Origin of the sequence: Nitrospira tepida (assembly GCF_947241125.1) — a bacterium.
Taxonomy (GTDB): domain Bacteria; phylum Nitrospirota; class Nitrospiria; order Nitrospirales; family Nitrospiraceae; genus Nitrospira_G; species Nitrospira_G tepida.
The window spans coordinates 3,519,027-3,540,184 of the sequence record NZ_OX365700.1; the positions used below are offsets into that span (position 1 = coordinate 3,519,027).

At 62.6% G+C, this 21,158-nt stretch carries 21 protein-coding genes; 11 read left to right on the forward strand and 10 right to left on the reverse strand.

Annotation, left to right across the window (positions count from 1 at the left end):
* Positions 1–32: 32 nt before the first annotated feature.
* From QWI75_RS16645 to fliK, 4 genes are all read right to left on the reverse strand, one after another.
* Positions 33–578, reverse strand: a complete 546-nt coding sequence (locus QWI75_RS16645; protein WP_289269848.1) for a flagellar basal body-associated FliL family protein — start codon at positions 576–578, stop codon at positions 33–35.
* 313 nt (positions 579–891) lie between these two features.
* A complete protein-coding gene (flgE, locus tag QWI75_RS16650) occupies positions 892–2,118 on the reverse strand; it encodes a flagellar hook protein FlgE (RefSeq protein WP_289269849.1) in 1,227 nt (408 codons plus the stop codon).
* Between the two features lie 134 nt (positions 2,119–2,252).
* Positions 2,253–2,594, reverse strand: coding sequence for a flagellar hook assembly protein FlgD (locus tag QWI75_RS16655; protein WP_289269860.1), 342 nt, complete (start codon positions 2,592–2,594; stop codon positions 2,253–2,255).
* 43 nt (positions 2,595–2,637) lie between these two features.
* Positions 2,638–4,107 carry a flagellar hook-length control protein FliK gene (fliK, locus tag QWI75_RS16660; protein WP_289269862.1) on the reverse strand — a complete coding sequence of 490 codons (1,470 nt, stop codon included), beginning with the start codon at positions 4,105–4,107 and terminating at the stop codon, positions 2,638–2,640.
* Between the two features lie 360 nt (positions 4,108–4,467).
* On the opposite strand from fliK, the gene cheY reads away from it, so the two are divergent.
* The 11 genes from cheY (at position 4,468) to QWI75_RS16715 (ending at position 15,123) form a co-directional block, all read left to right on the forward strand.
* Positions 4,468–4,848 (forward strand): chemotaxis response regulator CheY, encoded by a 381-nt coding sequence (cheY, locus tag QWI75_RS16665; protein WP_289269864.1) that lies wholly within the window; start codon positions 4,468–4,470, stop codon positions 4,846–4,848.
* Positions 4,849–4,903: 55 nt separating this feature from the next.
* Positions 4,904–5,494: a protein phosphatase CheZ gene (locus tag QWI75_RS16670; RefSeq protein WP_289269866.1), complete on the forward strand. Its 591-nt coding sequence runs from the start codon at positions 4,904–4,906 to the stop codon at positions 5,492–5,494.
* Positions 5,495–5,548: 54 nt separating this feature from the next.
* Complete coding sequence (locus QWI75_RS16675; protein WP_289269868.1) at positions 5,549–5,854, forward strand: STAS domain-containing protein; 306 nt, start codon at positions 5,549–5,551, stop codon at positions 5,852–5,854.
* 116 nt (positions 5,855–5,970) lie between these two features.
* A complete protein-coding gene (locus QWI75_RS16680; RefSeq protein ID WP_289269870.1) occupies positions 5,971–6,681 on the forward strand; it encodes a hypothetical protein in 711 nt (236 codons plus the stop codon).
* Positions 6,682–6,715: 34 nt separating this feature from the next.
* Positions 6,716–7,087 carry a response regulator gene (locus QWI75_RS16685; protein WP_289269872.1) on the forward strand — a complete coding sequence of 124 codons (372 nt, stop codon included), beginning with the start codon at positions 6,716–6,718 and terminating at the stop codon, positions 7,085–7,087.
* Positions 7,084–9,285 (forward strand): chemotaxis protein CheA, encoded by a 2,202-nt coding sequence (locus tag QWI75_RS16690; RefSeq protein ID WP_289269873.1) that lies wholly within the window; start codon positions 7,084–7,086, stop codon positions 9,283–9,285. Before QWI75_RS16685 ends, QWI75_RS16690 begins: the two co-directional genes overlap by 4 nt.
* Positions 9,286–9,391: 106 nt before the next feature.
* Positions 9,392–9,883 (forward strand): chemotaxis protein CheW, encoded by a 492-nt coding sequence (locus QWI75_RS16695; protein ID WP_289269875.1) that lies wholly within the window; start codon positions 9,392–9,394, stop codon positions 9,881–9,883.
* A gap of 111 nt (positions 9,884–9,994) precedes the next feature.
* Positions 9,995–12,301, forward strand: a complete 2,307-nt coding sequence (locus QWI75_RS16700) for a methyl-accepting chemotaxis protein (RefSeq protein ID WP_289269876.1) — start codon at positions 9,995–9,997, stop codon at positions 12,299–12,301.
* A 146-nt stretch (positions 12,302–12,447) separates the two neighbouring features.
* Positions 12,448–13,266 carry a CheR family methyltransferase gene (locus QWI75_RS16705; protein ID WP_289269878.1) on the forward strand — a complete coding sequence of 273 codons (819 nt, stop codon included), beginning with the start codon at positions 12,448–12,450 and terminating at the stop codon, positions 13,264–13,266.
* 4 nt (positions 13,267–13,270) lie between these two features.
* Positions 13,271–13,879: a chemoreceptor glutamine deamidase CheD gene (cheD, locus tag QWI75_RS16710; protein ID WP_289271658.1), complete on the forward strand. Its 609-nt coding sequence runs from the start codon at positions 13,271–13,273 to the stop codon at positions 13,877–13,879.
* Positions 13,880–14,055: 176 nt separating this feature from the next.
* On the forward strand, positions 14,056–15,123 hold the full coding sequence (locus tag QWI75_RS16715; protein WP_289269880.1) for a protein-glutamate methylesterase/protein-glutamine glutaminase: 1,068 nt from the start codon (positions 14,056–14,058) through the stop codon (positions 15,121–15,123).
* A 21-nt stretch (positions 15,124–15,144) separates the two neighbouring features.
* Here QWI75_RS16715 and QWI75_RS16720 read toward each other — a convergent pair whose 3' ends face one another.
* Genes QWI75_RS16720 through fliF form a run of 6 tightly spaced genes read right to left on the reverse strand, consistent with a single transcriptional unit; the run spans position 15,145 to position 21,154 of the window.
* A complete protein-coding gene (locus QWI75_RS16720) occupies positions 15,145–15,894 on the reverse strand; it encodes a MotE family protein (protein WP_289269882.1) in 750 nt (249 codons plus the stop codon).
* A complete protein-coding gene (locus QWI75_RS16725; protein ID WP_289269884.1) occupies positions 15,894–16,325 on the reverse strand; it encodes a flagellar export protein FliJ in 432 nt (143 codons plus the stop codon). Before QWI75_RS16725 ends, QWI75_RS16720 begins: the two co-directional genes overlap by 1 nt.
* Positions 16,322–17,629: a FliI/YscN family ATPase gene (locus QWI75_RS16730; protein WP_289269886.1), complete on the reverse strand. Its 1,308-nt coding sequence runs from the start codon at positions 17,627–17,629 to the stop codon at positions 16,322–16,324. The genes QWI75_RS16725 and QWI75_RS16730 overlap by 4 nt, the downstream gene beginning before the upstream one ends.
* Positions 17,626–18,717 (reverse strand): response regulator, encoded by a 1,092-nt coding sequence (locus QWI75_RS16735; protein WP_289269888.1) that lies wholly within the window; start codon positions 18,715–18,717, stop codon positions 17,626–17,628. Before QWI75_RS16735 ends, QWI75_RS16730 begins: the two co-directional genes overlap by 4 nt.
* Before the next feature lie 44 nt (positions 18,718–18,761).
* Positions 18,762–19,757 (reverse strand): flagellar motor switch protein FliG, encoded by a 996-nt coding sequence (gene fliG, locus QWI75_RS16740; protein ID WP_289269890.1) that lies wholly within the window; start codon positions 19,755–19,757, stop codon positions 18,762–18,764.
* Positions 19,754–21,154 (reverse strand): flagellar basal-body MS-ring/collar protein FliF, encoded by a 1,401-nt coding sequence (gene fliF, locus QWI75_RS16745; RefSeq protein WP_289269892.1) that lies wholly within the window; start codon positions 21,152–21,154, stop codon positions 19,754–19,756. The genes fliG and fliF overlap by 4 nt, the downstream gene beginning before the upstream one ends.
* Between the last annotated feature and the right edge of the window lie 4 nt (positions 21,155–21,158).

Genomic DNA, 21,158 nt, shown 5'->3' on the forward strand with positions numbered 1-21,158 from the left:
GCCTCCCATATGGCGCCGCCCACTCCCTTGGTTCACTGCACGATGAAATCCGTGAAATACACGCCCCGCGCGCCGCCCTTGGGCAAGAGCGCGTTCACCCGTTGCAGAATCTCCTCGCGCAGTTGGAGTTTCCCCTGTGTGCTGCGCACGGCTGCGGCTTCCTTGCTGGAGAGCAACACGAGGATCGCGTCTCTCGTCTGGGGGAGCCGCTTGTTCAGCTCTTCGGTCACGTCCGGTCGTTCCAGCTCGAACTTGACCGTGACCTTGAGATAGTGAATCTCCGGCGTATCGGCGAGGTTGACGATGAAGGGATCCAAATCGTAGATGACCCCGACCTGGGCCGTGGCTCCTGTTTGCGGCTTCGAGCCGATGTCATGCCCTTCCTTGGCTGGGACCGGGGCCTCCGAGGCCTGCTCCTCGTTTTTCGCCGATGGGCCGGCTCCCTTCATGAAGTGAAATAGCAAGGCCGCCCCGCCCAGCCCCAGCAGCAACATGCCCACCGCGATCATGATGACCATTTTCATGGGCAGCCCCGGCGCGAGCGCCGGCGCTTTGGCTTCTTCCGCAACTTCCGCCATGGCAGTCCCCTTTGGTGGAGTGATCGGGCCGGTGTTTTTGCAATGGATATGCCATGGTAAACCGGCTTCTGCCATGGCCAGCAGCGCGGCCAACTGCACGCCCCGCTTGGGTTCGCGCCGATCAGCGTAATGAGGGATCCTCCGGTGACGGTCGGCCGGCCAGCCAGGACCTTGACATCGTCAGAATCCTGACGCCTGTTGAGGAAGAGTGGAAAAGAGGAAGAACAATGCGTCAAACGTCAATCGTCAACCGCCACGCGCCCGGACCGGCCACATCACGATTGACGAGTGACGGATGACGAATGACTGTGCTTTACCGCTTCAGGTTCACAAGTTCCTGCAGCATCTCGTCGCTGGTCGTGATGGCGCGCGAGTTGGCCTGGAACGCCCGCTGCGTGATGATCATGTCGACGAACTCCTCGCCCAGATCGACGTTGGACTGTTCGATCGCGCCGGAGATGATCCGCCCCAGGCCGTTGCTGCTCGGCGAGCCCTGGATCGCCGTCCCCGATTCCGCCGTCGGGGAGAACACGTTATTGCCGAGACGGGCAAGCCCCTGCGGATTCGGGAAGCGGGTCAGGACGAGTTGCGCAAGCAGTTGGGATTGGCCGTTGCTGTATTGCGCCAGGAGTTGCCCGTTGGAATCGATGGAGAACTCGGTCAACGAGCCCGCGGCGAATCCATTCTGGGTCTGGTCCAGCAATGCGGAGTTGGCGCCATATTGGGTCAAGCGGGTGAAATCCACGGCCACGTTCTGTGGGGTGGCTGCGCCGCCCCCGATCGCGAGAGACAGGTTTTGCGTCCCTCCGGACGTGAGTGCCCCGGTCGAATTGAACACAAGATTGGCGCCGACGGTTGCCGCACCGCTGTTCAACTGAGAGTAGAGGTTCCAGGTGTTGGCGGTCGCGGTTTTCACAAAATAGAACTGGAGCTGATGGGACTGCCCCAGGGAGTCATAGATGGTCAACCCGGTCGAGAAATTATAGGTCGTGGGATCGGAGACATTGAACGCGCCGGCCGGAACCGTGGCGGCCGCATCCAAGTTGGCCCGGAGGTTCGCGGTCGTGGTGGCCTGCGGGGCGCGGTTGGTGGTGCTCATCGAGATGTTGCCGATCGCGGTGGTGATCACACCGGCCGAGTTGGCCTGATAGCCCTGCAAGAGATAGTTGTTCGCATCGACGATGCGGCCCTGGTTGTCGAGGCGGAACTGACCGTTGCGGGTAAACATATTCTGTCCCGCGGCACTCTGGACCATGAAGAACCCGTTCCCATCGATGGCGAGATCCAGCACCGATCCCGTCGTCGTCAACGCGCCTTGCGAAAAATCCCCCTGGAGGTCGTTCAGAAAGACCCCCAGGCCCACCTGATCCGTTCCGGCCCCTCCCACTAGATTGCTTGACACGAGATCCGCGAACGAGGCCCGGCTGCCCTTAAACCCGATTGTCCCCACATTGGCGATGTTGTTCCCGATCACTCCCATCGCGTTGCCGTACGCGCTGAGCCCGCTGACTGCCGTGAACATCGACGTGAGAATCCCCATGTTCGCTCCTCCTGGTGTGTCGTGTGCTCTATCCTGACCGACGTGGAACCACTGTCAGTTATCAGGTATTAAAGGGAATCTTCTTCAGTGCTGAGTGCTGAGTGCTGAGTGCTGAGTGTCTTCGTTTCCACGTTTCACGCCTGCTGAGTGCTCGGGGCCGCTGGCGCAACCGACGAGGCCTGCGCCTCCTGCAGTTCCACCATTCGTTCCAAGAGCGTCACGACCTTGGTCAGTTGCTCGATCTGGCTGAATTGCGCGGTCTGGGCGACCATCTGTTCATTGTTGGTCGGATTCAACGGATCTTGGTTTTCAAGCTGAGCGACCAGCAACTTGAGAAAGTCGTCCTTCCCCAATTGAGCATGCCCGGCGATGGCGGACGCCGCCCCGGCCGTTGCGCCGCCGACCGAAGGAGCCCCGGCCGGAGTCGAGTTGTTCAACGCAGCCTGAACGACTTGTATGCCCGGCGAAAGTTCCATCCAATCCCCCTGTTCTTACTCATCAGCCTGCTGTTCAACAGCTCTAGGCAAACAGATTCACGCGCCGCTGCTCGCCTGCTTCGAAGCCGGCCGAGACCGCCGCGTCCGCTTCCATCGGAGACGGAATCCCCTGGCTCCGCCGGTCCGACTGTTGCCAGGTCTTCTCCCATCCATATGACAACGGCTCCTGCCCCTGTCGATCCACCGAGACGGAGAACTGCCCCATCTCCAATCCGTGACTCTGTAGCTGAGATTCCAGGCGCGATTGATTCTTCAGCAGGAAGTCCTGTACTTCTGGTTGATCCGTGACGACTTTGGCATAGACGGTCTGCTCGACCAGCGAGACGTGCAGCCGAAGCGGGGGGCCGTCCGGAGACTGAAGCTCCAACCTCATGGTCCGGGGAGCCGACATATCCCAGACAGTTCCCGGTTGTGGCGCCGGACGAACCGGCTCCGAGACAGGAGCAGCCGATCTCGTCTCGGGACCCTGGCCTCCGGAGGGCGTCTGGCCGCCCAACGCAGTTCCCTGAACCGGATCTCCATGAAAACTCGAGCCTGAACCGGCAGGCTCTCCGTTCCCGCTCCATTGATCCTGTGGCGTCCTGGCGCCGGAAGCGGGATCACCGAGTGGTTTGACCGACATCGCCCATTCAGTTTGGTCGCCTCCCAGACCGACTGGGCTTGAAAACAGCAGCTGGTTGTCGCTGATGGGCGCCCCTCCTACCTGCTGCCCGCCGTAGAGAATGGACGGCGGCCCTTTGGCGGCAACGGCAGCAGGCGGCAGATCTCCTTGCGGTCCCATCAAGCGTGGCTCCGTCGGCCCGGCTGGCCCACTCAGCGAGGCATCGGTTCCCATAGGCGTCGCGGCGACGGCCGGCTGCCGGTCCGGGGAAAGCATCACGTCCCCATCCGTTCGCGGCCTTCCCGTTGCCAGTCCGGAGTCCATCTGCGTCTCGCGAACATCCAGGGAAGCTTCTCCAACGCTGGTGGAAAACGCCGGGACAAGGTTCGGAGGCTTGTTTCCCGGCGTCGTCGCCGGCTGCGAAATCGCCTGAGCCTGGTCTGGGTCCACTTCCTTCGTTGTTCTTGCTCCATCGCCATTCTGCACCGGCGCCGTTTGGACCTGCGGCCCGACAGCCGGCGCCGTCTCTAACAACGTTTCGACAGGAGAGGCTGCTGATGCCGCCTTTTCATCCACCGGCGTCGCATCGGCCTGGCCTCCGGAATCCACGTCAGCGAACTCAATCAGAAGGTGATCGACGACTGCATGCACCGTCGCCGACTCCTCCGATGGTTGGTCGTCCGACGGTGCTTCCTCCGGTTGAAGACCGGCCGAAGAGCCTTCGCCGGATGCTTCGGGAACTGTTGGTCTGCCGCCGGCCACATCCTGAAGCATCCGGGAGAATGCTCCGCCATCCCCCGACGGCCCTTCGGTCGCTCCAAGGGAGGGACGCACTCCGCTCTCGGCGGACGAGCCCACAGCCGCAGTCGGGACAGGACTGATCTCACTCATGGTGCGTGGATCTCATCAAACTGCTCCGGCAATCCGATCGGCACTATCTCAAGTCCGATGCCATGCACCGCCCGATCACGGTCTCCCGCCAAATCAACACCTTCCGCCGAGTCACCCCATCCCCGTTCGGCAACCCCGGCAATTCTTTCCTCACAGGCGGGGCAGTTTGCTCCTCCCGCGAGGCAGAGATGAACCGCTGTCAATCGCCAACAACCGGTCAAGTCCGCCATCCAAGCTGCCGATAGTGAGATGGTCACGATGCCCAAGCGGCGCCGATCCGTCGCGTCTTGCCGCTGCCGGCACGGCCTGTGTCCTGCTATTTCGAATCGATCTTCGGAAGGAACCAGAGGAGGAGCCCCTATGCCAGCCGATCCGAACATGAAGATTCTGGTCGTGGACGACATGTCCACCATGCGCCGCATCACCAAGAACTTTCTGAAGCAACTGGGGTTCAACAACGTCGAAGAGGCGGAGAACGGACAGGACGGCCTCGCCAAGCTCCGCGCCGAGAGCTACGGCTTTGTCGTCTCGGACTGGAACATGCCCGTCATGACCGGCATTGAAATGCTGCGGGCGATCCGGGCGGATGAGAAACTGAAAACGCTTCCCGTTCTGATGGTCACGGCCGAAGCCCAAAAGGACAATATCGTCGAAGCCGCGCAGGCGGGGGTCAGCAATTATATCGTCAAACCCTTCACGGCCGAGACCCTGCAAGACAAGATGAACAAGATCTTCAAGTGAGACGCGGGGCTGGTCCATCCGCGACAGCCCTGCCCAGACCGACGTGGAGGCTCCGGTGAGCGATCAGAATCGGAAATTGTATGAAGAACTCGGCGACCTGGCCCGTTATATCGAGCAGACGATGCACGGCTTTCAGAACCTGCAACAGCCGATCGAGGCGGCTTCGCACCAGCTCCCCCAGGCGACAGAACACCTGTCGGACCTCCGCAAGATGAGCGAGGAGGCCACCCACAACGTGATGGGGCAAACCGAGGCCATTCAAGACAACCACGGCCGCCTGCTGACAGCCTTGAACGGCATCCTCGCCAGGCTGAGCCACGCCGGCATCGGCGGGCCGCTTCTGGATGACTTGGAGGCCATACGGCAACTGTTGAACGACGACGAGAAGCGGCTGATCGAAATCTTCACCGCCCTGTCGTTTCAGGATCTCCTGGCCCAGCGCGTCAACAAATTGGTGACCGTGCTGACCGATGTCGAACATAAGCTGCTGGAGCTGCTCGTGATCTTCGGCTCGCAACACCCCAATGGCCAACAACGCGACCAGGGTAAGACCGGCGACATGTTGAAGTGGCTGGAGGCCTCGAAGACCACCGCGCTGAAACAGGACCTCGTGGACGACGTGTTGGAGCAGTTGGGATTCGGTTGACTCACCACGGCCATCGCTCAAGAAACTCCGCGCGACATCCGAACAAGGAATGTCATGGATGCGAATCCGTCCCAGGAATCTCCGCCGGCGCCTGTCGATGCGCCGGCCCCGGCCATCATGCGACCGGAGGGGAACCTGACCGTCGCAGAAGCGCGGCGTTTCAAGAGCGAGATGCTCGAATGGACTGCCGGGAACCGGCGGATCACGGTGGATCTCCGGCAGGTGGAACGGCTCGACAGCGCCGCGCTGCAAATTCTCATCGCCGCGGTTCAGACGGGACGCTGTACGGTGGCGGAGCTTCCCGAGGGCATCCGGACGAAACTCGACCAGGCAGGCTGCCTTGGACTACTTGGCCGCTGAGCGTCAAACGACAGAACAAGTCGTCAACCGTCATTTGTCAAACGTCAACCGCAAGAGACAGTTCCACGATTGACGATTGACTGTTGACGCCTTTGCACGTCCCGGGAGGGAAAGCAGTGAGTGCCGGATTCGCAACCATGGCCTGGGGCTTCATCCTTGGGCTGGGGCTCGGTTTGGGCGCCGGCGTCTGGTGGGTGGCGCGGTGGGGCTTGACGAGCCGGAACACCCAGCCGTCGGCGGCGAATCGCGATACGGCGCAACAGCGAGCCTGGCGGCAGTTGGCGGCGGACGCCGTCCCGCTCATTCCGATTTTGACGAGGCAAATCGAAGGGGTCATGGAACAAACGGAAACGGCCACGATTCGGATCAATACCGGCATCCTCGCCATCGCGGCACGGGCGGAATCTCAGGTAGCTCGCATCAGGACCCTGCTTGAATCCTTGAAGGCCAGGCCTGCCCACCCCGCATTCCCGATCGAGACACTGGCGGCCGCCACCGAGACCCTGACCGCTTCTGCCAGAGAGCTGTCCTCGGACGTGACGCGCATCGTCATGGCGCTTCAATTCCAGGACATCACCAAGCAACAACTCCAGCATGTGGTCACGCCGTTGGAACAGCTCCGGGCCTCGATCGAAGCCCTGGTGCGGGGAGACGGACTGGAAGACGACAAGGCCAGCAACCTGCTCCAGGCACTGCACCAGAGCTACACCATGGAAAGCGAACGAGCGGTCATGGCGCACAGTCTCACGGGACAGGCCGCTTCGTCGGCAGGAACCGGTTCGCCCGACGGCGACCGGGAAGGACACGTGACCCTGTTCGCATTGTGACCGGCCCCTGCGGCGGGCCCGGAGGAACCGAGATATGGAACAGACCGTCTTTGTCATCGACGACTCGCCGACCATGCGCCAGATGGTGGCCTTCACCCTTGCCAATGCCGGCTTCCAGGTGGTCGAGGCGGGCAACGGCCAGGAGGCCTTGGCGAAACTGGAGGCGTCGCCGCAGCCGGCCCTGGTCGTGACCGACTTGAACATGCCGGGCATGGACGGACTGAGCCTGATCCGCGAACTCCGCAAGCTCCCGGCGATGAAATTCGTGCCCATCCTCATCCTGACCACCGAATCGTCCGCGGACAAGAAAGCCGAAGGGCGGTCCGCCGGGGCCACGGGCTGGATCGTCAAACCGTTCAACCCCGACCAATTCATGAAGGTCGTGCAGAAGGTGTTGCCGGCATGAGCGGCGAACTCTCCCAATTCAACGACGCGTTTTTCGAAGAAGCCTCGGAGCACATGACCAACATCGAGGACGGCCTGCTTCAACTGGAGCAGCGCCCGACCGACCTGGACCTGCTCAATACGATCTTCCGCTCGGCCCATTCCATCAAGGGCGTCGCCGGCATGTTGGGCTTCTCGGCGGTCGCGCAATTCACCCATAAGATGGAGACGCTGCTCGATCAGCTCCGCACCAACAGGCTGGGTGTGACTCCGCCGGTGGCCGATCTGCTGCTCAAGTGCACGGATTGCCTCAAGGCGCTCATCGGAGCCGCAAAGGGAGGAGACCATCCGGACCAGAGGCTGGTGGCGGGCCTCGAACAGCAATTGGCCGACTATGCGGCCGGGAAGGTGCCTTCGACAGCCTCTGCCGATCCAGCGTCTGTCGCAACCCCGCCGAAAGACACGGCCCCGGTTCAGTCCGGGCCAGCTTCATCGCCGGCCGGAACAGCGCACTACCAATTCACCATCGGCTGGACGCCGCCGGGCAATATTTTTCAGATCGGCCTCGACCCGATCCAGGTGATCAAGGACCTGCGGAACCTTGGAACGGTGTCTCGTCTCAAGGTCGATGCCGGACGCCTGCCAGACCTCGCCGCGATGGACCCGGAACGTTGTTACCTGTCCTGGTCTCTGGTGTTGGACACGGCCAAGACGCAAGAAGTCGTCGAGTCGGTGTTTGAGTTCGTCAAGGAGGACAGCATCCTCAGCATCCTCGATACGACGCCGGATGAGCCGGCGGCGATCGCTTCCCTGCCGCCTTCGCCGTCCGAGAGCCCAGGCGCGCACGTGAAGCCCTTGGGAGAGATCCTCGTCGAGAGCGGCGCCGTCACGCAGGAGGATTTGCACCGGGCCTTATCGCAGCAGAAGAAAGTCGGCGAGATCCTGGTCGAACAGCAGGTCGTCACACCCCAGCAGGTCGCGCAGGCGCTGGAGACGCAGAAGCAGGCGGAGGCCGCGGCGCAGGCCAAGAAGGCCGACACCACCACGATCCGGGTGGATACGGCCAAGATCGACCGGCTGATCAATCTGGTCGGCGAGCTCGTCATCACCCAATCCATGTTGACCGATCTGGGCAAACATTTTTCTCTGGCCAAGATGCCCCTGCTCCTCGAACGCATGGCGCAGCTCGAGCGGAATACCCGCGAGATCCAGGAGCGCGTCATGGGCATCCGAATGCTGCAGATCGGCACCGCGTTCCAGCGATTCCCCAGGTTGGTCCGGGACCTCGCGCAAAAGAGCGGCAAAAAGATTCAGCTTGTCACCGCCGGCGAGGAAACCGAACTGGACAAGAGCGTCATCGAGAGCATCGGCGACCCCTTGACCCATTTGATCCGCAACTCGGCGGACCACGGCCTGGAGCCTCCCGATGAACGGCTGGCGGCCGGCAAGCCCGAACAGGGCACGATCAAGCTGAACGCCTTCCACGAGGGCGGGAACATCTGCATCACGGTCGAGGACGACGGGCGCGGCCTCAACCGCGATCGCATCCTCGCGAAGGCCGTCAAGCAGGGCTTGGTCCTGGAAGGCGAGAAGCTCCCCGACGACCAAATCTGGCAACTGATCTTCAAACCCGGCTTCTCGACCGCGGAGAAAATCACGGATGTGTCCGGCCGCGGCGTGGGCATGGATGTCGTCAAGCGCAACATCGAGGCGCTGGGCGGCACCGTCGGGATCAAGACGACGCCGGGCAAGGGCACCCTGTTCACGCTGAAACTGCCGCTCACGCTCGCCATCATCGACGGCATGACCGTGCGGGTGGGCAAAGAACTGTACATCATCCCGCTGGTGTCGATCGTCGAGTCGATCCAACCTTGTCCCGACACGATCCGCACGATCATCGGACAGGCCGAGCTGATCAACGTGCGCGGCGCTTACCATCCGATCCTACGACTGCACCAGGCGTTCCATATCGAACCGGAACACACGGATCTACTGGACAGCATCCTGGTGATCGTCGAAACCGAAGGAGAGCGGGTGGCCGTGATGGTGGACGAGTTGGTCGGGCAACAGCAGGTCGTGATCAAGAGCCTGGAGAAGAATTTCCGGAAGGTGCAGGGCATCGCCGGCGCTACGATCCTGGGGGACGGGACGGTCGGCTTCATCCTGGACGTGCGCGGCCTGCTGGACTTGACCAGACGGCTCGAGCCCGTGGCGGCCTAGAGAGAGTGGCGGGGCGTCAACCGTCATCCGTCAAACGGTTCGATCCCAAGCCGGCAGACGATTGGCGAATGACGCATGACGATTGCCGAATAACAGGGAGGGATAAATGGATTCCACGCTTGAAATCTCCAAAGACAGCCATCAGCAGATCGGCCTCGCCACGGACGGCAGCCAGTACCTGACGTTTCAACTGGGCGAGGAACTCTACGGAGTGGACATCCTTCGGGTCCAGGAAATCAAGGGCTACACGGCGGTCACCCGCATCCCAAACACCCCTGGATACATCAAGGGAGTCCTGAACCTCCGGGGCACCATCGTGCCGATCGTCGATCTGCGCAGCAAGTTTAATATGGAAGAAACGAAGTACACGATGTTCACGGTCATCGTGGTGGTGGTGGTGCGGGAGAAGGTGGTCGGGTTGATCGTGGACGCCGTGTCCGACGTGTTGAACATCGGCGCGCAGGACATCCAAGAGCCGCCCGCGTTCGGCCAGAAGATCGACATCGGTTTCTTGAGCGGGATCGGCAAGGCGGGAGACAAGCTCGTCGCCATCCTGGACATCGACCGCCTCTTGGCCGACACGGAACTGCCGGCCTGACGGCGGAGCGGCTCGGCCCGAGCGGGGTGTGCATCCGAATCGTGCTCGTTTCTAACATATGCTTTGTGCGCGATTCCAAAGTTCTATACGACCTACTTATTGCAGGAGGAGATGATGACAAACTGGTGGGAGTCACGAAGCCTGACGACAAAGATCCTGATCGGAACCGTCTCGACAGTGCTCATCGTGTTGAGCTGTCTGGCTTATTGGATCGGCGATCAGATGCGAAGCAGCGTACGTGACCGGCTGCAGGAGCGCAGTCTGGTCATTCAGAAGCAGATTGAGGTGACCCGCGCGTACATCGCGGGCCAGTATATCGCCAAGATCAAGAACGCCGGCGACGGCAAGATCAAGATCTCACAGGACCATACCGCGCCGGATACGGTTCCCCTGCCCGCCACCGCCACCAGGGAAATGTCGGAGGAACTGAGCAAAGACGGATTCTATTCGGCCCGCGTGATCAGCCGCACCCCCTTGAATCCGGCCAACAGTCCCCAGGGATCATTCGAGGAGGACGCGATCAAGGCGCTGGAGGCGGGCGAGAAGGAAGTGACCCGCGTGGAACCGGTCGACGGGATCATGATGTTCCGCCGTCTGACGCCGGACATCATCAAGAACGAAGCCTGCATCAGTTGCCACGCCGGGAAGAAGATGGGCGAGATGGTGGGAGCGATTTCCATTCAGATCCCCATGACCAAGGCCCTCGCCCAGATCGACCACAGCGTGAACATCCTGTATACGGCATCGGGCATTTCCGCCGTCATCCTCGCCGGCGTGCTGTTCGTCCTGTTGCGCAGCCAGGTCCTGGTTCCCATCCAACGCCTCAGTTCGGTCGTGGAACAGCTCACCAAAGGCAACTACGGCGCCCGCGTCGCCGTGACCAATCGGGACGAAATCGGCGAGACCGGCCGCGCCTTCAACCAGATGGCCGAACAACTGCACAGGTCTCTGGAAGAGCAGAAGAAGGCGATGGCCGAGGTCAAGGGCATCACCAATGCGGTCAACAAGGCCCAAGCCGCCGTCGAGTTCAATCTGGACGGCACGATCCTCACCGCCAACGACAATTTCCTCGCCGCCCTCGGCTACCAACTGGCCGAAATCCAAGGCCAGCATCATCGCCTGTTCTGCGAGCCCGCCTACGCCGCCTCCGGCGACTACCAGGCCTTCTGGGCCAAGCTCGCCCGGGGTGAGTTCGAGGTCGGCACCTATCGCTTCCTCGGCAAGGGCGGCAAGGAAGTCTGGCTCCAGGCCTCTTATAACCCGATCCTGGATGCCGCCGGGAAGCCCTATAAGGTCGTCAACTTCGCCTCCGACATCACCGCGCAGAAAAAGGCGCAACTGGAGCAAGAGCACCTGGTCACGGAAGCGCAGACGGTCTTGGGCGCCCTGGCCCAAGGCGATCTGACGCAGCACATGGCCGGGGCCTATCAGGGCGAATTGGAAAAATTGAAAGTCAGCGTCAATACCGCCATCGCCACCCTGCTGACCACCCTCACCACGGTCCGGGCCGCCGCCGAGAGCGTCAGCACCGGCGCCGAGCAGATCACCCGCGGCAACGAGGACCTCTCCCAGCGGACGGCCGAGCAAGCCAGCGCGCTGGAGGAGACCTCCGCCTCCATGGAACAAATGACCTCGACGGTGAAGCAGAACGCGGACAACGCCAAGCAGGCCAACCAGTTGGCCATCGCCGCCCGCGACATCGCCGATAAGGGCGGAGCCATCACGACCCGCGCCGTCAGCGCCATGGAGGAGATCAACAAGAGCAGCAAGAAGATCGCCGACATCATCACGGTGATCGACGAGATCGCCTTCCAGACCAACCTGCTGGCCTTGAACGCGGCGGTGGAGGCGGCCCGGGCCGGGGAGCATGGCCGCGGGTTTGCGGTCGTGGCGGCGGAGGTGCGAAATCTCGCGCAGCGCTCGGCCACCGCGGCCAAGGAGATCAAGGGGTTGATCAATGAGTCGATCCAGCGAGTGACGGACGGGAGCGAGCTGGTCAATCAGTCGGGCAAGACGCTCGATGAGATCGTGGGCTCGGTCAAGCGGGTGACGGACATCATCGCCGAGATCGCCGCGGCCTCGCAAGAGCAGGCCCAAGGGATCGATCAGGTCACGAAGGCCGTCAGCCAGATGGACGAGACCACGCAACAGAACGCGGCCTTGGTGGAGGAGACGACCAGCGCCAGCCAGTCGATGAAGGAGCAGGCGCAGGAGCTGATGCGCCAGGTGAACGGGTTCAAGATCCAGGGGACGGACAGCGGGCGAAGCCCGGTGGCCGCCCCTGTCCCGCGCCCGGCAACAAAACCGACCGCCGCCAAGCCGAAAGCGGCCTCGAAGTCCGAGCCGGCGACCGCCGCTGTGGGTGCCGGCAACGGCCATGATCGTCGCCGCAAGGACGACGACTTTGAAGAGTTCTAGGGAATAGTGAGGAGTGAAGAGTGAGAAGGGAGGAGGCGCGGCCTTCACAGACGCCCTCCTCCCACATTGAAGACCCGGAGCGGCCTGCTTGGCGTAGCTGATGCTCGTATGGCTTCCCACCCCAACGCGAACAGACACCCTGCCCTATGGAATACAATCTGAGCGATCGGGAGTATGCGCAGTTTCGAGCGTTGATTTACGGCAAGAGCGGCATCGCCCTCGGCGACAACAAGAAGTCCTTGGTCATCTCCCGCCTCTCCAAACGACTGCGCGATCTGGGCATGCCCGGCTTTCAGGCCTACTACGAACTGGTCGCGCAGGACCCCGAGGGGGAAGAATTCACCCGGATGCTCGACCTGATTTCCACGAACAAGACGGACTTCTTCCGGGAACCCAAACATTTCGAGTTTCTACGCGAGCAGATTCTGCCCGAACAACGCCGGTCCCGAAGCCTGCGCGTTTGGTCGTCTGCCTGCTCGACGGGCGAGGAGCCCTATTCCATCGCCATGACCCTATACGACGGAGTGGAGGAACCAGGCCAATGGGACTTCCGCATCCTCGCCTCGGACCTTTCCACGCGGGTCTTGGCCAAGGCGGCCTCCGGCATCTACGACCGGGAGCGGATCCGGGATCTTGATGCCGAGATGCTGCGCCGGCATTTCCTCCAAGGGCGAGGGGCGCATGAAGGCTGCGTCAAGATCAAGCCGCATCTCGGACGGATGATCTCGTTCCGCCGGCTCAATCTTATGGACGCCTCCTTTCCCATTAGGAGCCCGCTGGACGTGATCTTCTGCCGCAACGTGATGATCTACTTCGACCGGCCGACCCAGGAAACCCTGATCGCCAAATTTCACCGGTATCTGCGTCCGGGCGGCTACCTCTTCATCGGCCATTCCGAGAGCCTGCAATGGATCCGCCATTCCTTTCTCTCTCTGGCGCCCACCATTTACCGAAAGGCGGACTGACGTGATGCCGACACCCGACCAGACTGCCTTCGCCCATATCCGGCGCATGCGCGATCCCCGGTTTTCGGAAGAGATCGCGGCCATCCTGCCGGGAGAATTCTTCGTCACACGGGAGCCCATGATCATCTACACCGTGCTTGGCTCCTGCGTCTCGGCCTGCATTCGCGATCCGATTGCCGGCGTGGGCGGGATGAACCATTTCATGCTGCCGGCTCCAAAGGGAGACAGCCGCACCGACACCTGGGGCGAATCCACGCGCTACGGCTCCTACGCCATGGAGCGGGTGATCAACGAGATTCTGAAGCTGGGAGGCGTCAAGCATCGTCTCGAGATCAAGCTGTTCGGCGGCGGGAAGATCTATGACGGGGCCATGGACGTCGGAGCCAACAACGCGCGCTGGGTCCTCGATTTCATGAAACGGGAGGGCTTCGTGCCGGCCAAGGCGGACCTCGGCGACGTGCACCCCCGCAAGGTGTACTTCTTCGCCCAGACCGGGCGAGTATTGGTGAAGAAGATCGAGCGGGTCAAAAACGACACGATCTTCGCACGCGAGGCGGAATATCAACAACGCCTGCAACGCGAGGCCGAGGCGAGCGACGTCACGCTCTTCTAACCCGCATTACTCATGAACAGCCGGGCTGTACCCGCAAAGATTGGGCATGCAATTGCGTCAACCGTCAACCGAGGAGACCAGGTCGCGCCTGACGAATGACGGTTGACGAATGACGTGTCTTGAGGGAACAGTTCCGTCACGAATCGTATGAACCATATAGGCTGAAGGGGAAGGCTATGGGCAAGATCCGCACGTTGATCGTCGATGATTCGGCCCTGATCCGGCAGATCCTCACCGAACTCCTCTCCCGCGACCAGGAGATCGAGGTCATCGGCACGGCGCAGGACCCGTTCGTTGCGCGCGAGAAGATCAAGGCCATGAACCCCGACGTGATCACCCTCGATGTCGAGATGCCCCGGATGGACGGGTTGACGTTTCTGGAAAAGCTGATGGCCGCGCGCCCGATGCCGGTGGTCATGGTGAGCTCGCTGACGGAAACCGGTTGCCAGACCACGTTACGCGCGCTCGAGCTCGGCGCGGTCGATTTTGTCACCAAGCCCAAGATCGACGTCCGAGAAGGCATGACCGAGTTGGCTCGGGATCTGGTGGGAAAGATCAAGGCGGCGGCCTGTGCCAACGTGAAGCGCACCGCCTGGAAAGTCAAGGGAGGAGAGCCGTCTCCGACTCCCCAGGCCGCGCGTCTCGCGTCTTCGGGCGCCATGATCAAGACCACCGATACGATCATCGCCATCGGAGCCTCGACCGGCGGCACGGAAGCGCTTAAGGAAGTCCTTGAAGCCCTGCCGCCGAACACGCCGCCCATCATCATGACCCAACATATGCCGGAAAAGTTCACCAAAACCTTTGCGGACCGGTTGAACCAGCTCTGCCGCATTTCGGTCAAGGAAGCCGAGGACGGCGACAGCGTGCTCCCCGGCCACGCGCTCCTGGCGCCCGGCAACTACCACATGGTCCTGGTCCGAAGCGGCGCCCGCTACAGCGTGAGGCTGACGCAGGAAGAGCCGGTGAACCGGCACCGCCCCTCCGTGGACGTGATGTTCGATTCTGTCGCCCGCACGGCCGGCGCCAACAGCGTGGGAGTCATCCTGACCGGCATGGGAAACGACGGGGCGAAAGGACTCCTGGCCATGAAACAGGCCGGCGCGATCACGATCGCCCAGGATGAAGCCACCTGTGTGGTGTTCGGGATGCCTAAGGAAGCGATCAAGCTGGGCGGCGTGGATCAGGTGCTGCCGCTCTCACAGATCGCCCAGGCCGTGCTCGACCGGATCAGCAAGAAATAGCGGGATATTGAGAGAGCCTGCTCAGCGGGTCGCTTTGCTTGGCACGGAGGAAGCCGGCGCTGCCGCGGCGTTGACAATCTGCTCGGTCAATTTGGCAGCCTTGTCGGGTCTCACCTGGGCGAGGATCGCGCCCGCCGTCTTGCTCTTCACGGTCCGCAGCACCTGCACCGCCATCGGAGCCGGCATCTTTTCGATTCTGGCCGCGGCCTCTTCGGCCGGCATGCCCTCGTACATCTTGGCAACCACGTCCAGCTTCGCCTGAACCTCCGCCGCCTGCTGCCCGCGGGTCTTCTTGTCCCGCTCCTCCTTCGCCTGTTGAGCCTGGCGCTGCTTCTCCTCGAAGGCTTGGACCGAGGCTTCGTAACGGGCCAAGAGGTCTTCGAGGTCGCTCTTGAGGTTCTCAAGCCGTTCTATTTCCGCCCGCAGCGATTCCTCCCGGCGATCGAGATGGCGCTTCCGCTGATCCAAGAGATCGAGCACCTCGCGAGGCACGTCAACGGCCGGTCCCTGTAGGCGCAGGTCCTGCGGCTCGCTTTCTCTTGTCTCTTCGCGCCCCCTCCCCGTCTCCCTGTCGTCCGAACCTCTTGCGGGCGGCGCGTCGCGGGGCGACTCGGGAACCGCCTCCAATTGGCCGGCAGAGACCGACGCGATATGCTGAACCGAAACGGCCATCCCCGGAACGCTCGCGGCCAAGACGGACCAGAGGATCAATCGAAGGACATCTCGGCGGACCGGACGGACCTGGGTCAGTGCTTGCTCCTGCTCGCGCATCACGAGGAGTCCCTCGCCCACCGGTGACCGGCCAAGTCGTCGAGCATTCGTTGTTCGAGACGTCGCTGTATCTGCTGCTTCCGGTCGGCCGCCCGTTTCATCACCAACTCGATCTTCCTGCGATCGCGGACGGCCTCCATCAGCTCTGCCTGCTTCTTGGTTCGTCGATCCATCGCCGCGGCAACCGCCCGATCGACGTTCGTCACGGTCATCTGGATGGCGTTCCACTCGCCCAACCATCCGTGCGCCAGTCCCGCCTCGACCCCCCGTCGGGCTTCCGTCAAGAGCCGATCCGCGTCGTCATCCGAGATCCGTTGCCATTGTGCGCGGACCTCGTGGACCTTCTGCACGGCCCGGTCGAGTTCCGCCAGCTCCATCCGCAAAGCCTCCTCGACCTGCACCCGGTACCGGTACAGCCGCGCCCAGCTCATCCCGCCTGCCCGGCCAATTTGATCAACGCCTCGACGGAGGCGGGAAAGCTCGCGCGCTCGTCCTTCTCCTGCCTCAGATAGGCATGGATCGCCTCGATCATGCCGACCGCGCGGTCCAGTTTCGGATTGACGCCCGGCTTATAGGCCCCCACGGTGATCAGGTCTTCGGCCCGCTGATAAGTGGCCATCAACTCGACGACGGTGCGCGCGGCTGCATGGTGAGCAGGCGTGATGATCCCGTGCATGACCCGGCTCGTGCTCTGGAGAATATCAATGGCCGGATAGTGATTCCGCGAGGCCAGATCACGGGACAGCACGATATGTCCGTCGAGGATCGAGCGGGCGGAATCGGCGATCGGATCGTTCAGATCGTCCCCCTCGACGAGAATCGTATAGAGCCCGGTCAGGGTTCCGCTGCCCTCGCAGGTCCCGACGCGCTCCAGCAGTCTCGGCAGCAGGGAGAACACGGAAGGCGTGTAGCCTTTGCTCGTCGGCGGCTCCCCGATCGCCAGGCCGACCTCGCGCTGCCCCTGCGCGAACCTCGTGAGCGAATCCATGAGTAACAGCACGTGCCGCCCCTGATCCCGGAAGTATTCGGCGATGGCGGTCGCCAGGAAGGCCCCGCGAATCCGCACGAGCGGGGGCTGGTCCGAGGTGGAGGCGACGACCACGGTGCGCTGCATCCCGTCCGGCCGGAGATCGCGTTCGAGAAACTCCTTCACCTCGCGGCCCCGCTCGCCGATCAGCGCGATCACGCTCACGTCCGCCACCACGTTCCGGCTCAACATCCCCAACAAAATACTCTTCCCCACGCCGGCCCCGGCGAAGATGCCGATCTTCTGCCCCAGGCCGCAGGTCAGGAGACCGTTGATGGCCCGCACCCCAAGGTCGAGCGGTTGGGTGATACGCCGGCGATGAAGCGGATTAAGCGGCGATTGATAGAGCGGGTATTCGCTTTCCGCCTCGATCGACCCCTTTTCATCAAGCGGCTGGCCCAGCCCGTCCAACACACGCCCGAGCAGTTTGGGCCCGACCGTGACGGACGCCTGCCGCCCTTTGGTCATCAGTCGGCTGGCCGGACCGATGCCGCGCATGTCACCCAACGGCATGAGCATGATGCGATCGCCGCGGAATCCGACCACTTCGGCCGTGAGCGGCGCCGTGCCGTCCTCGCGCGTGACTTCGCACAGCTCCCCGATGGTCGTGGCCGTGCCGTATCCTTCGAGCACGATCCCGGCTGCCTGGGCGATCCGCCCGTGCACGGTCAAGGGATCAAGCCCTTCAAACAAGTCGAGCCGCTTCACGCGCCCTGGCCCTTCCTTAAGGCCTCTGCAATCCTGGCCAACTGTCCGTCGAGCGTCGCATCGACACAGTGCGTCGGCGTCTGGACCAGACAGCCGCCCGGCGCAATGGCCGGATCGGCCTCCAACCGGACCGTCACGGGTCCGTCGCAGACGGCGGCCAACCGATCGTGCGCCGCTTCCAACGTGGGCAGATCGCGAGGATGCGCAAGAATTCTGATGAGCGGGCTCTCCCGTACCCGCTGCACGGCCTGCCTGGCCTGTTCGACGATCAGGTCGCGCTTCTCCTCGGCGCAGGCATGCACCACCTTGCGGGCGATCTCGAAGGCCAACTGGGCCGCCTCCGATTCAACCAGCTTGGGTACGTCGGCACAGGCCTCCGCCAACCGGCGAACAGCCTCGACCAGATACTGTTCCTGCTGTTTGGCCAACACGATCTGCTCGTCGGCCCGGCGTAGCCCCTCTGCTAGGCCCCGCTCGTATTCCTGTGCGCGCGTTGAGGAAGCGCGATGTGATCCCGTCTGGACGGCTTCTCCCCGCTCGTCCAAATCCGCCAGGCGAAAGGCATTCACGTGCAGTCCCTGCATCTTGCAGACGGTCTGCTTCAAGACCCGGTTCTCCTGGCGGAGTCGTTGCATCTCAAGCACGCGCCGGATCGCTATCAGCACGTCGTTGGGTTTGAACGGCTTGGTGAGCATGTCGGCCGCGCCCACCCTCATCGCCTTCACCGCCAACTCGACCGTGCCGTGTCCGGTAATTATGATCGCGACCGCCTTGGGGTCCTTGAGGGTCGCCTGTTCGAGCAGCGAGAGCCCGTCCATATCGGGCAACTGGTAGTCCACCAGCAGGACGGATGCCGGGTGGTCGGCGATGGCCCGAAGGCCGGCCTGTCCGGTTTCGGCCGATCTGACGGCGAACCCGTTCTGCGCCAGCAGGCGGGTCAGGAGTGCTCGCACACTCTCCTCATCTTCAATGACGAGGACCTGCGTCGGCCCGCCACTCCAAGGAAGGGGCTCCTCCCGGGGAACCGGCTCCCCGCCGGTCCCGAACGACTGGAAGGAATCATGCCGCCCGGATGAAGCCGTCACCATCCGCTCGCCTGCGCGATGCCCGTCACCTGTTGTGCCATGGGGCGTTACACCATCGCCTCGGCGCCGGCGCCGCCGACGACGATCTTGCCTTCCTCTTCCAATCGGCGGACCGTCTGGAGGATTTTCTGTTGCGCCCGCTCGATGTCCGTCAACTTCGCCGGCCCCTTCGCCTCCATATCCTCTCGCAAACCTTCCGCCGCCCGGCTCGACATGTTCTTGAAAATCTTGTCCTTGACCGGATTATTCGCGGCCCTGAGCGCGAGGGTCAGTTCTTCCTTCCCCACATCTTTCAGCAATTCCTGAATGCCGCGATCGTCGATCTTGACCAGGTCATCGAACACAAACATCAGCGACCGAATCGTATCGGCCAGCGCCGCATCCCGTTCGGCCAGCTTGGCCATGATGGTCCCGCCGTTGCTCTTGTCCAACCGGTTCAGGATGTCCGCTGTCACCTTCGTGCCGCCGATGCTCATGGATTGCGGACGAGACCGGTCTTGCAGCACCTCTTCCAACACCTCGCTCAGATGCTGCAACGTGTCCGGCTGGACTTCGTCCATCGTGGCCAATCGATGCAGGGTGTCGCTCCGCAGCCCCTCCGGCAGCAGCGCAATCACCTGGCTCGCATGTTCCGGGTCCAGGTGGGCCAAGACCACCGCGATGGTCTGCGGATGCTCGACCCGCAACAGATTGGCCACCGCCTTGGCGTCCATCCATTTCAGCGTGTCGATGCCCGGATAGGTCTCCGTCGTCAACGAACGCATGAGTTGCGTCGCCTTGCCGCTGCCCAGGGCCTTATCGAGCACGGTTTTCACGTATTTCCTGCCCTCGACGCCGATCTCGCCGCCGGAGGCCGCCGACTTGAATTCCTGAATCACCTCGATCTCTTGCTCCTTGGAAATCGACGACAGGGCGGCAAGGTGGGCGCCGAGCTTGCGGATTTCCGTTGGCGATAAGTGTTTCATCACCGCCGCAGCGGCGTCCTCGCCGATCGTCAACAGCAGAATCGCGGCCTTTTGCTCGCCCGTCAGCCGATTCGTCATGGGGCGATCCTATGCGTTATTGTTGAGCCACTGTTTGACGACCAACGCGGTGGATTCGGGATTGTTCTTGGCCATGTCGAGAATCTGAGCATGGTTGGACGATCCGGGGAGGCCTCGACGCTGGCGCCCCCGTCCTCCTCCTGGCCGAACCCGAACTGCGCGTTCACCACCTGCACCTCGTCGCCCCGTTCCGCGTTGTACCCCATTGCTTTCTTCACGATCTCCTCGATCTGCTTCATCTCCTCTTCGGAGCGCGGGATGTATTTCCTCGGCGCCTCCCCTTCGGCCGCAGCCTGGCCGGCATCGCCCTTGACGATTTCATAGCGGCCGTCCACAAGCACGGCGGCGGACAGTTTCTTGACGGTGCCGATCGGCTCCACGATCTTGGAGACCGTCCGGCTGATCTCATAGTTGACGGTTTCGTTCTTGTTCTGGCTCGTGTTCGTGCTGGTCTGGGCCGGTTCCGCATCCTTTCCGGGCGGCACATTCGAGGCCACCCCGGGGACGCCGCCGGATAGGCCGCTCGTGCCCGCTGACTTCTCCTGGGATCGCTGTTCGCTTCGCACGACCTGTCCGTTGGGGTCGTACCGCTCCTCCGTCGTTTCGACCTGGCGGAAGTTCAACAGGCTGGAGACGCGGACCACCGCTTTATTCGCGCCAACGATATGCTCCAACATGGTTTGAATTCGGCCTTCGATGTCCTTTTCAAGAGTCCGCTGATACTCCAGTTGCGAATCCGTCAGGCGCGCCCCCTCGTCCTGCGAGGATCCGGACAACAACCGCCCATGCCCGTCGACAATCGTGACGTCCTGAGGTTGGAGCCCCTCCACGCTGCTCGCCACCAGATGCACGATCCCCTGGATCTGCGCTTTGCCCAGAGACTGCCCGCCACGCAGGCTCAGCACCACGGACGCGCGGGACCGTTCTTGATTCGCGTTGAACAAGCGCCGCTCGGGAATCGAGAGGTGGACGCGCGCCCGCTCGACCTCCGGCATCTGGGCGATCGTGCGGGCTAATTCCCCCTGCAACGCCCGCCGGTAATTCACCTTCTGCACAAACTCCGACACGCCCAACGATGTCCGATCGAAAATCTCGAATCCGAATCCGCCGCCGTGAGGCAGGCCCTGCCCGGCCAATCGGAGGCGGAGATCATGGACCTGCGCGCTGGGCACCAGGATGGACGTGCCTCCCGCGCCGAGTTCGTAGGGCACCTTCATCTCTTTGAGTCGGTCTACGATCGAGCCGGCGTCATCGGCGGCAAGGTTCGTGAACAGCACCTGCATGTCCGGCTGTTGGGTCCAGAGGGCGACCGCGGCGAGGCCGGCGATGGCCGCCGCCAGGGCGACCATGACGGCGAACCGCTGCGTAAGGGGGAGCGTGGCGAACTTCGCAAGCATAGAT

Excerpts from the sequence above, each read along its gene's own strand:
- QWI75_RS16645 (WP_289269848.1), bottom strand. The coding sequence starts at position 578 with ATGGCGGAAGTTGCGGAAGAAGCCAAAGCGCCGGCGCTCGCGCCGGGG.
- flgE (WP_289269849.1), bottom strand. The coding sequence starts at position 2,118 with ATGGGGATTCTCACGTCGATGTTCACGGCAGTCAGCGGGCTCAGCGCG.
- QWI75_RS16655 (WP_289269860.1), bottom strand. The coding sequence starts at position 2,594 with ATGGAACTTTCGCCGGGCATACAAGTCGTTCAGGCTGCGTTGAACAAC.
- fliK (WP_289269862.1), bottom strand. The coding sequence starts at position 4,107 with ATGAGTGAGATCAGTCCTGTCCCGACTGCGGCTGTGGGCTCGTCCGCC.
- cheY (WP_289269864.1), top strand. The coding sequence starts at position 4,468 with ATGCCAGCCGATCCGAACATGAAGATTCTGGTCGTGGACGACATGTCC.
- QWI75_RS16675 (WP_289269868.1), top strand. The coding sequence starts at position 5,549 with ATGGATGCGAATCCGTCCCAGGAATCTCCGCCGGCGCCTGTCGATGCG.
- QWI75_RS16685 (WP_289269872.1), top strand. The coding sequence starts at position 6,716 with ATGGAACAGACCGTCTTTGTCATCGACGACTCGCCGACCATGCGCCAG.
- QWI75_RS16690 (WP_289269873.1), top strand. The coding sequence starts at position 7,084 with ATGAGCGGCGAACTCTCCCAATTCAACGACGCGTTTTTCGAAGAAGCC.
- QWI75_RS16695 (WP_289269875.1), top strand. The coding sequence starts at position 9,392 with ATGGATTCCACGCTTGAAATCTCCAAAGACAGCCATCAGCAGATCGGC.
- QWI75_RS16700 (WP_289269876.1), top strand. The coding sequence starts at position 9,995 with ATGATGACAAACTGGTGGGAGTCACGAAGCCTGACGACAAAGATCCTG.
- QWI75_RS16705 (WP_289269878.1), top strand. The coding sequence starts at position 12,448 with ATGGAATACAATCTGAGCGATCGGGAGTATGCGCAGTTTCGAGCGTTG.
- cheD (WP_289271658.1), top strand. The coding sequence starts at position 13,271 with ATGCCGACACCCGACCAGACTGCCTTCGCCCATATCCGGCGCATGCGC.
- QWI75_RS16715 (WP_289269880.1), top strand. The coding sequence starts at position 14,056 with ATGGGCAAGATCCGCACGTTGATCGTCGATGATTCGGCCCTGATCCGG.
- QWI75_RS16720 (WP_289269882.1), bottom strand. The coding sequence starts at position 15,894 with ATGCGCGAGCAGGAGCAAGCACTGACCCAGGTCCGTCCGGTCCGCCGA.
- QWI75_RS16725 (WP_289269884.1), bottom strand. The coding sequence starts at position 16,325 with ATGAGCTGGGCGCGGCTGTACCGGTACCGGGTGCAGGTCGAGGAGGCT.
- QWI75_RS16735 (WP_289269888.1), bottom strand. The coding sequence starts at position 18,717 with ATGGTGACGGCTTCATCCGGGCGGCATGATTCCTTCCAGTCGTTCGGG.
- fliG (WP_289269890.1), bottom strand. The coding sequence starts at position 19,757 with ATGACGAATCGGCTGACGGGCGAGCAAAAGGCCGCGATTCTGCTGTTG.
- fliF (WP_289269892.1), bottom strand. The coding sequence starts at position 21,154 with ATGCTTGCGAAGTTCGCCACGCTCCCCCTTACGCAGCGGTTCGCCGTC.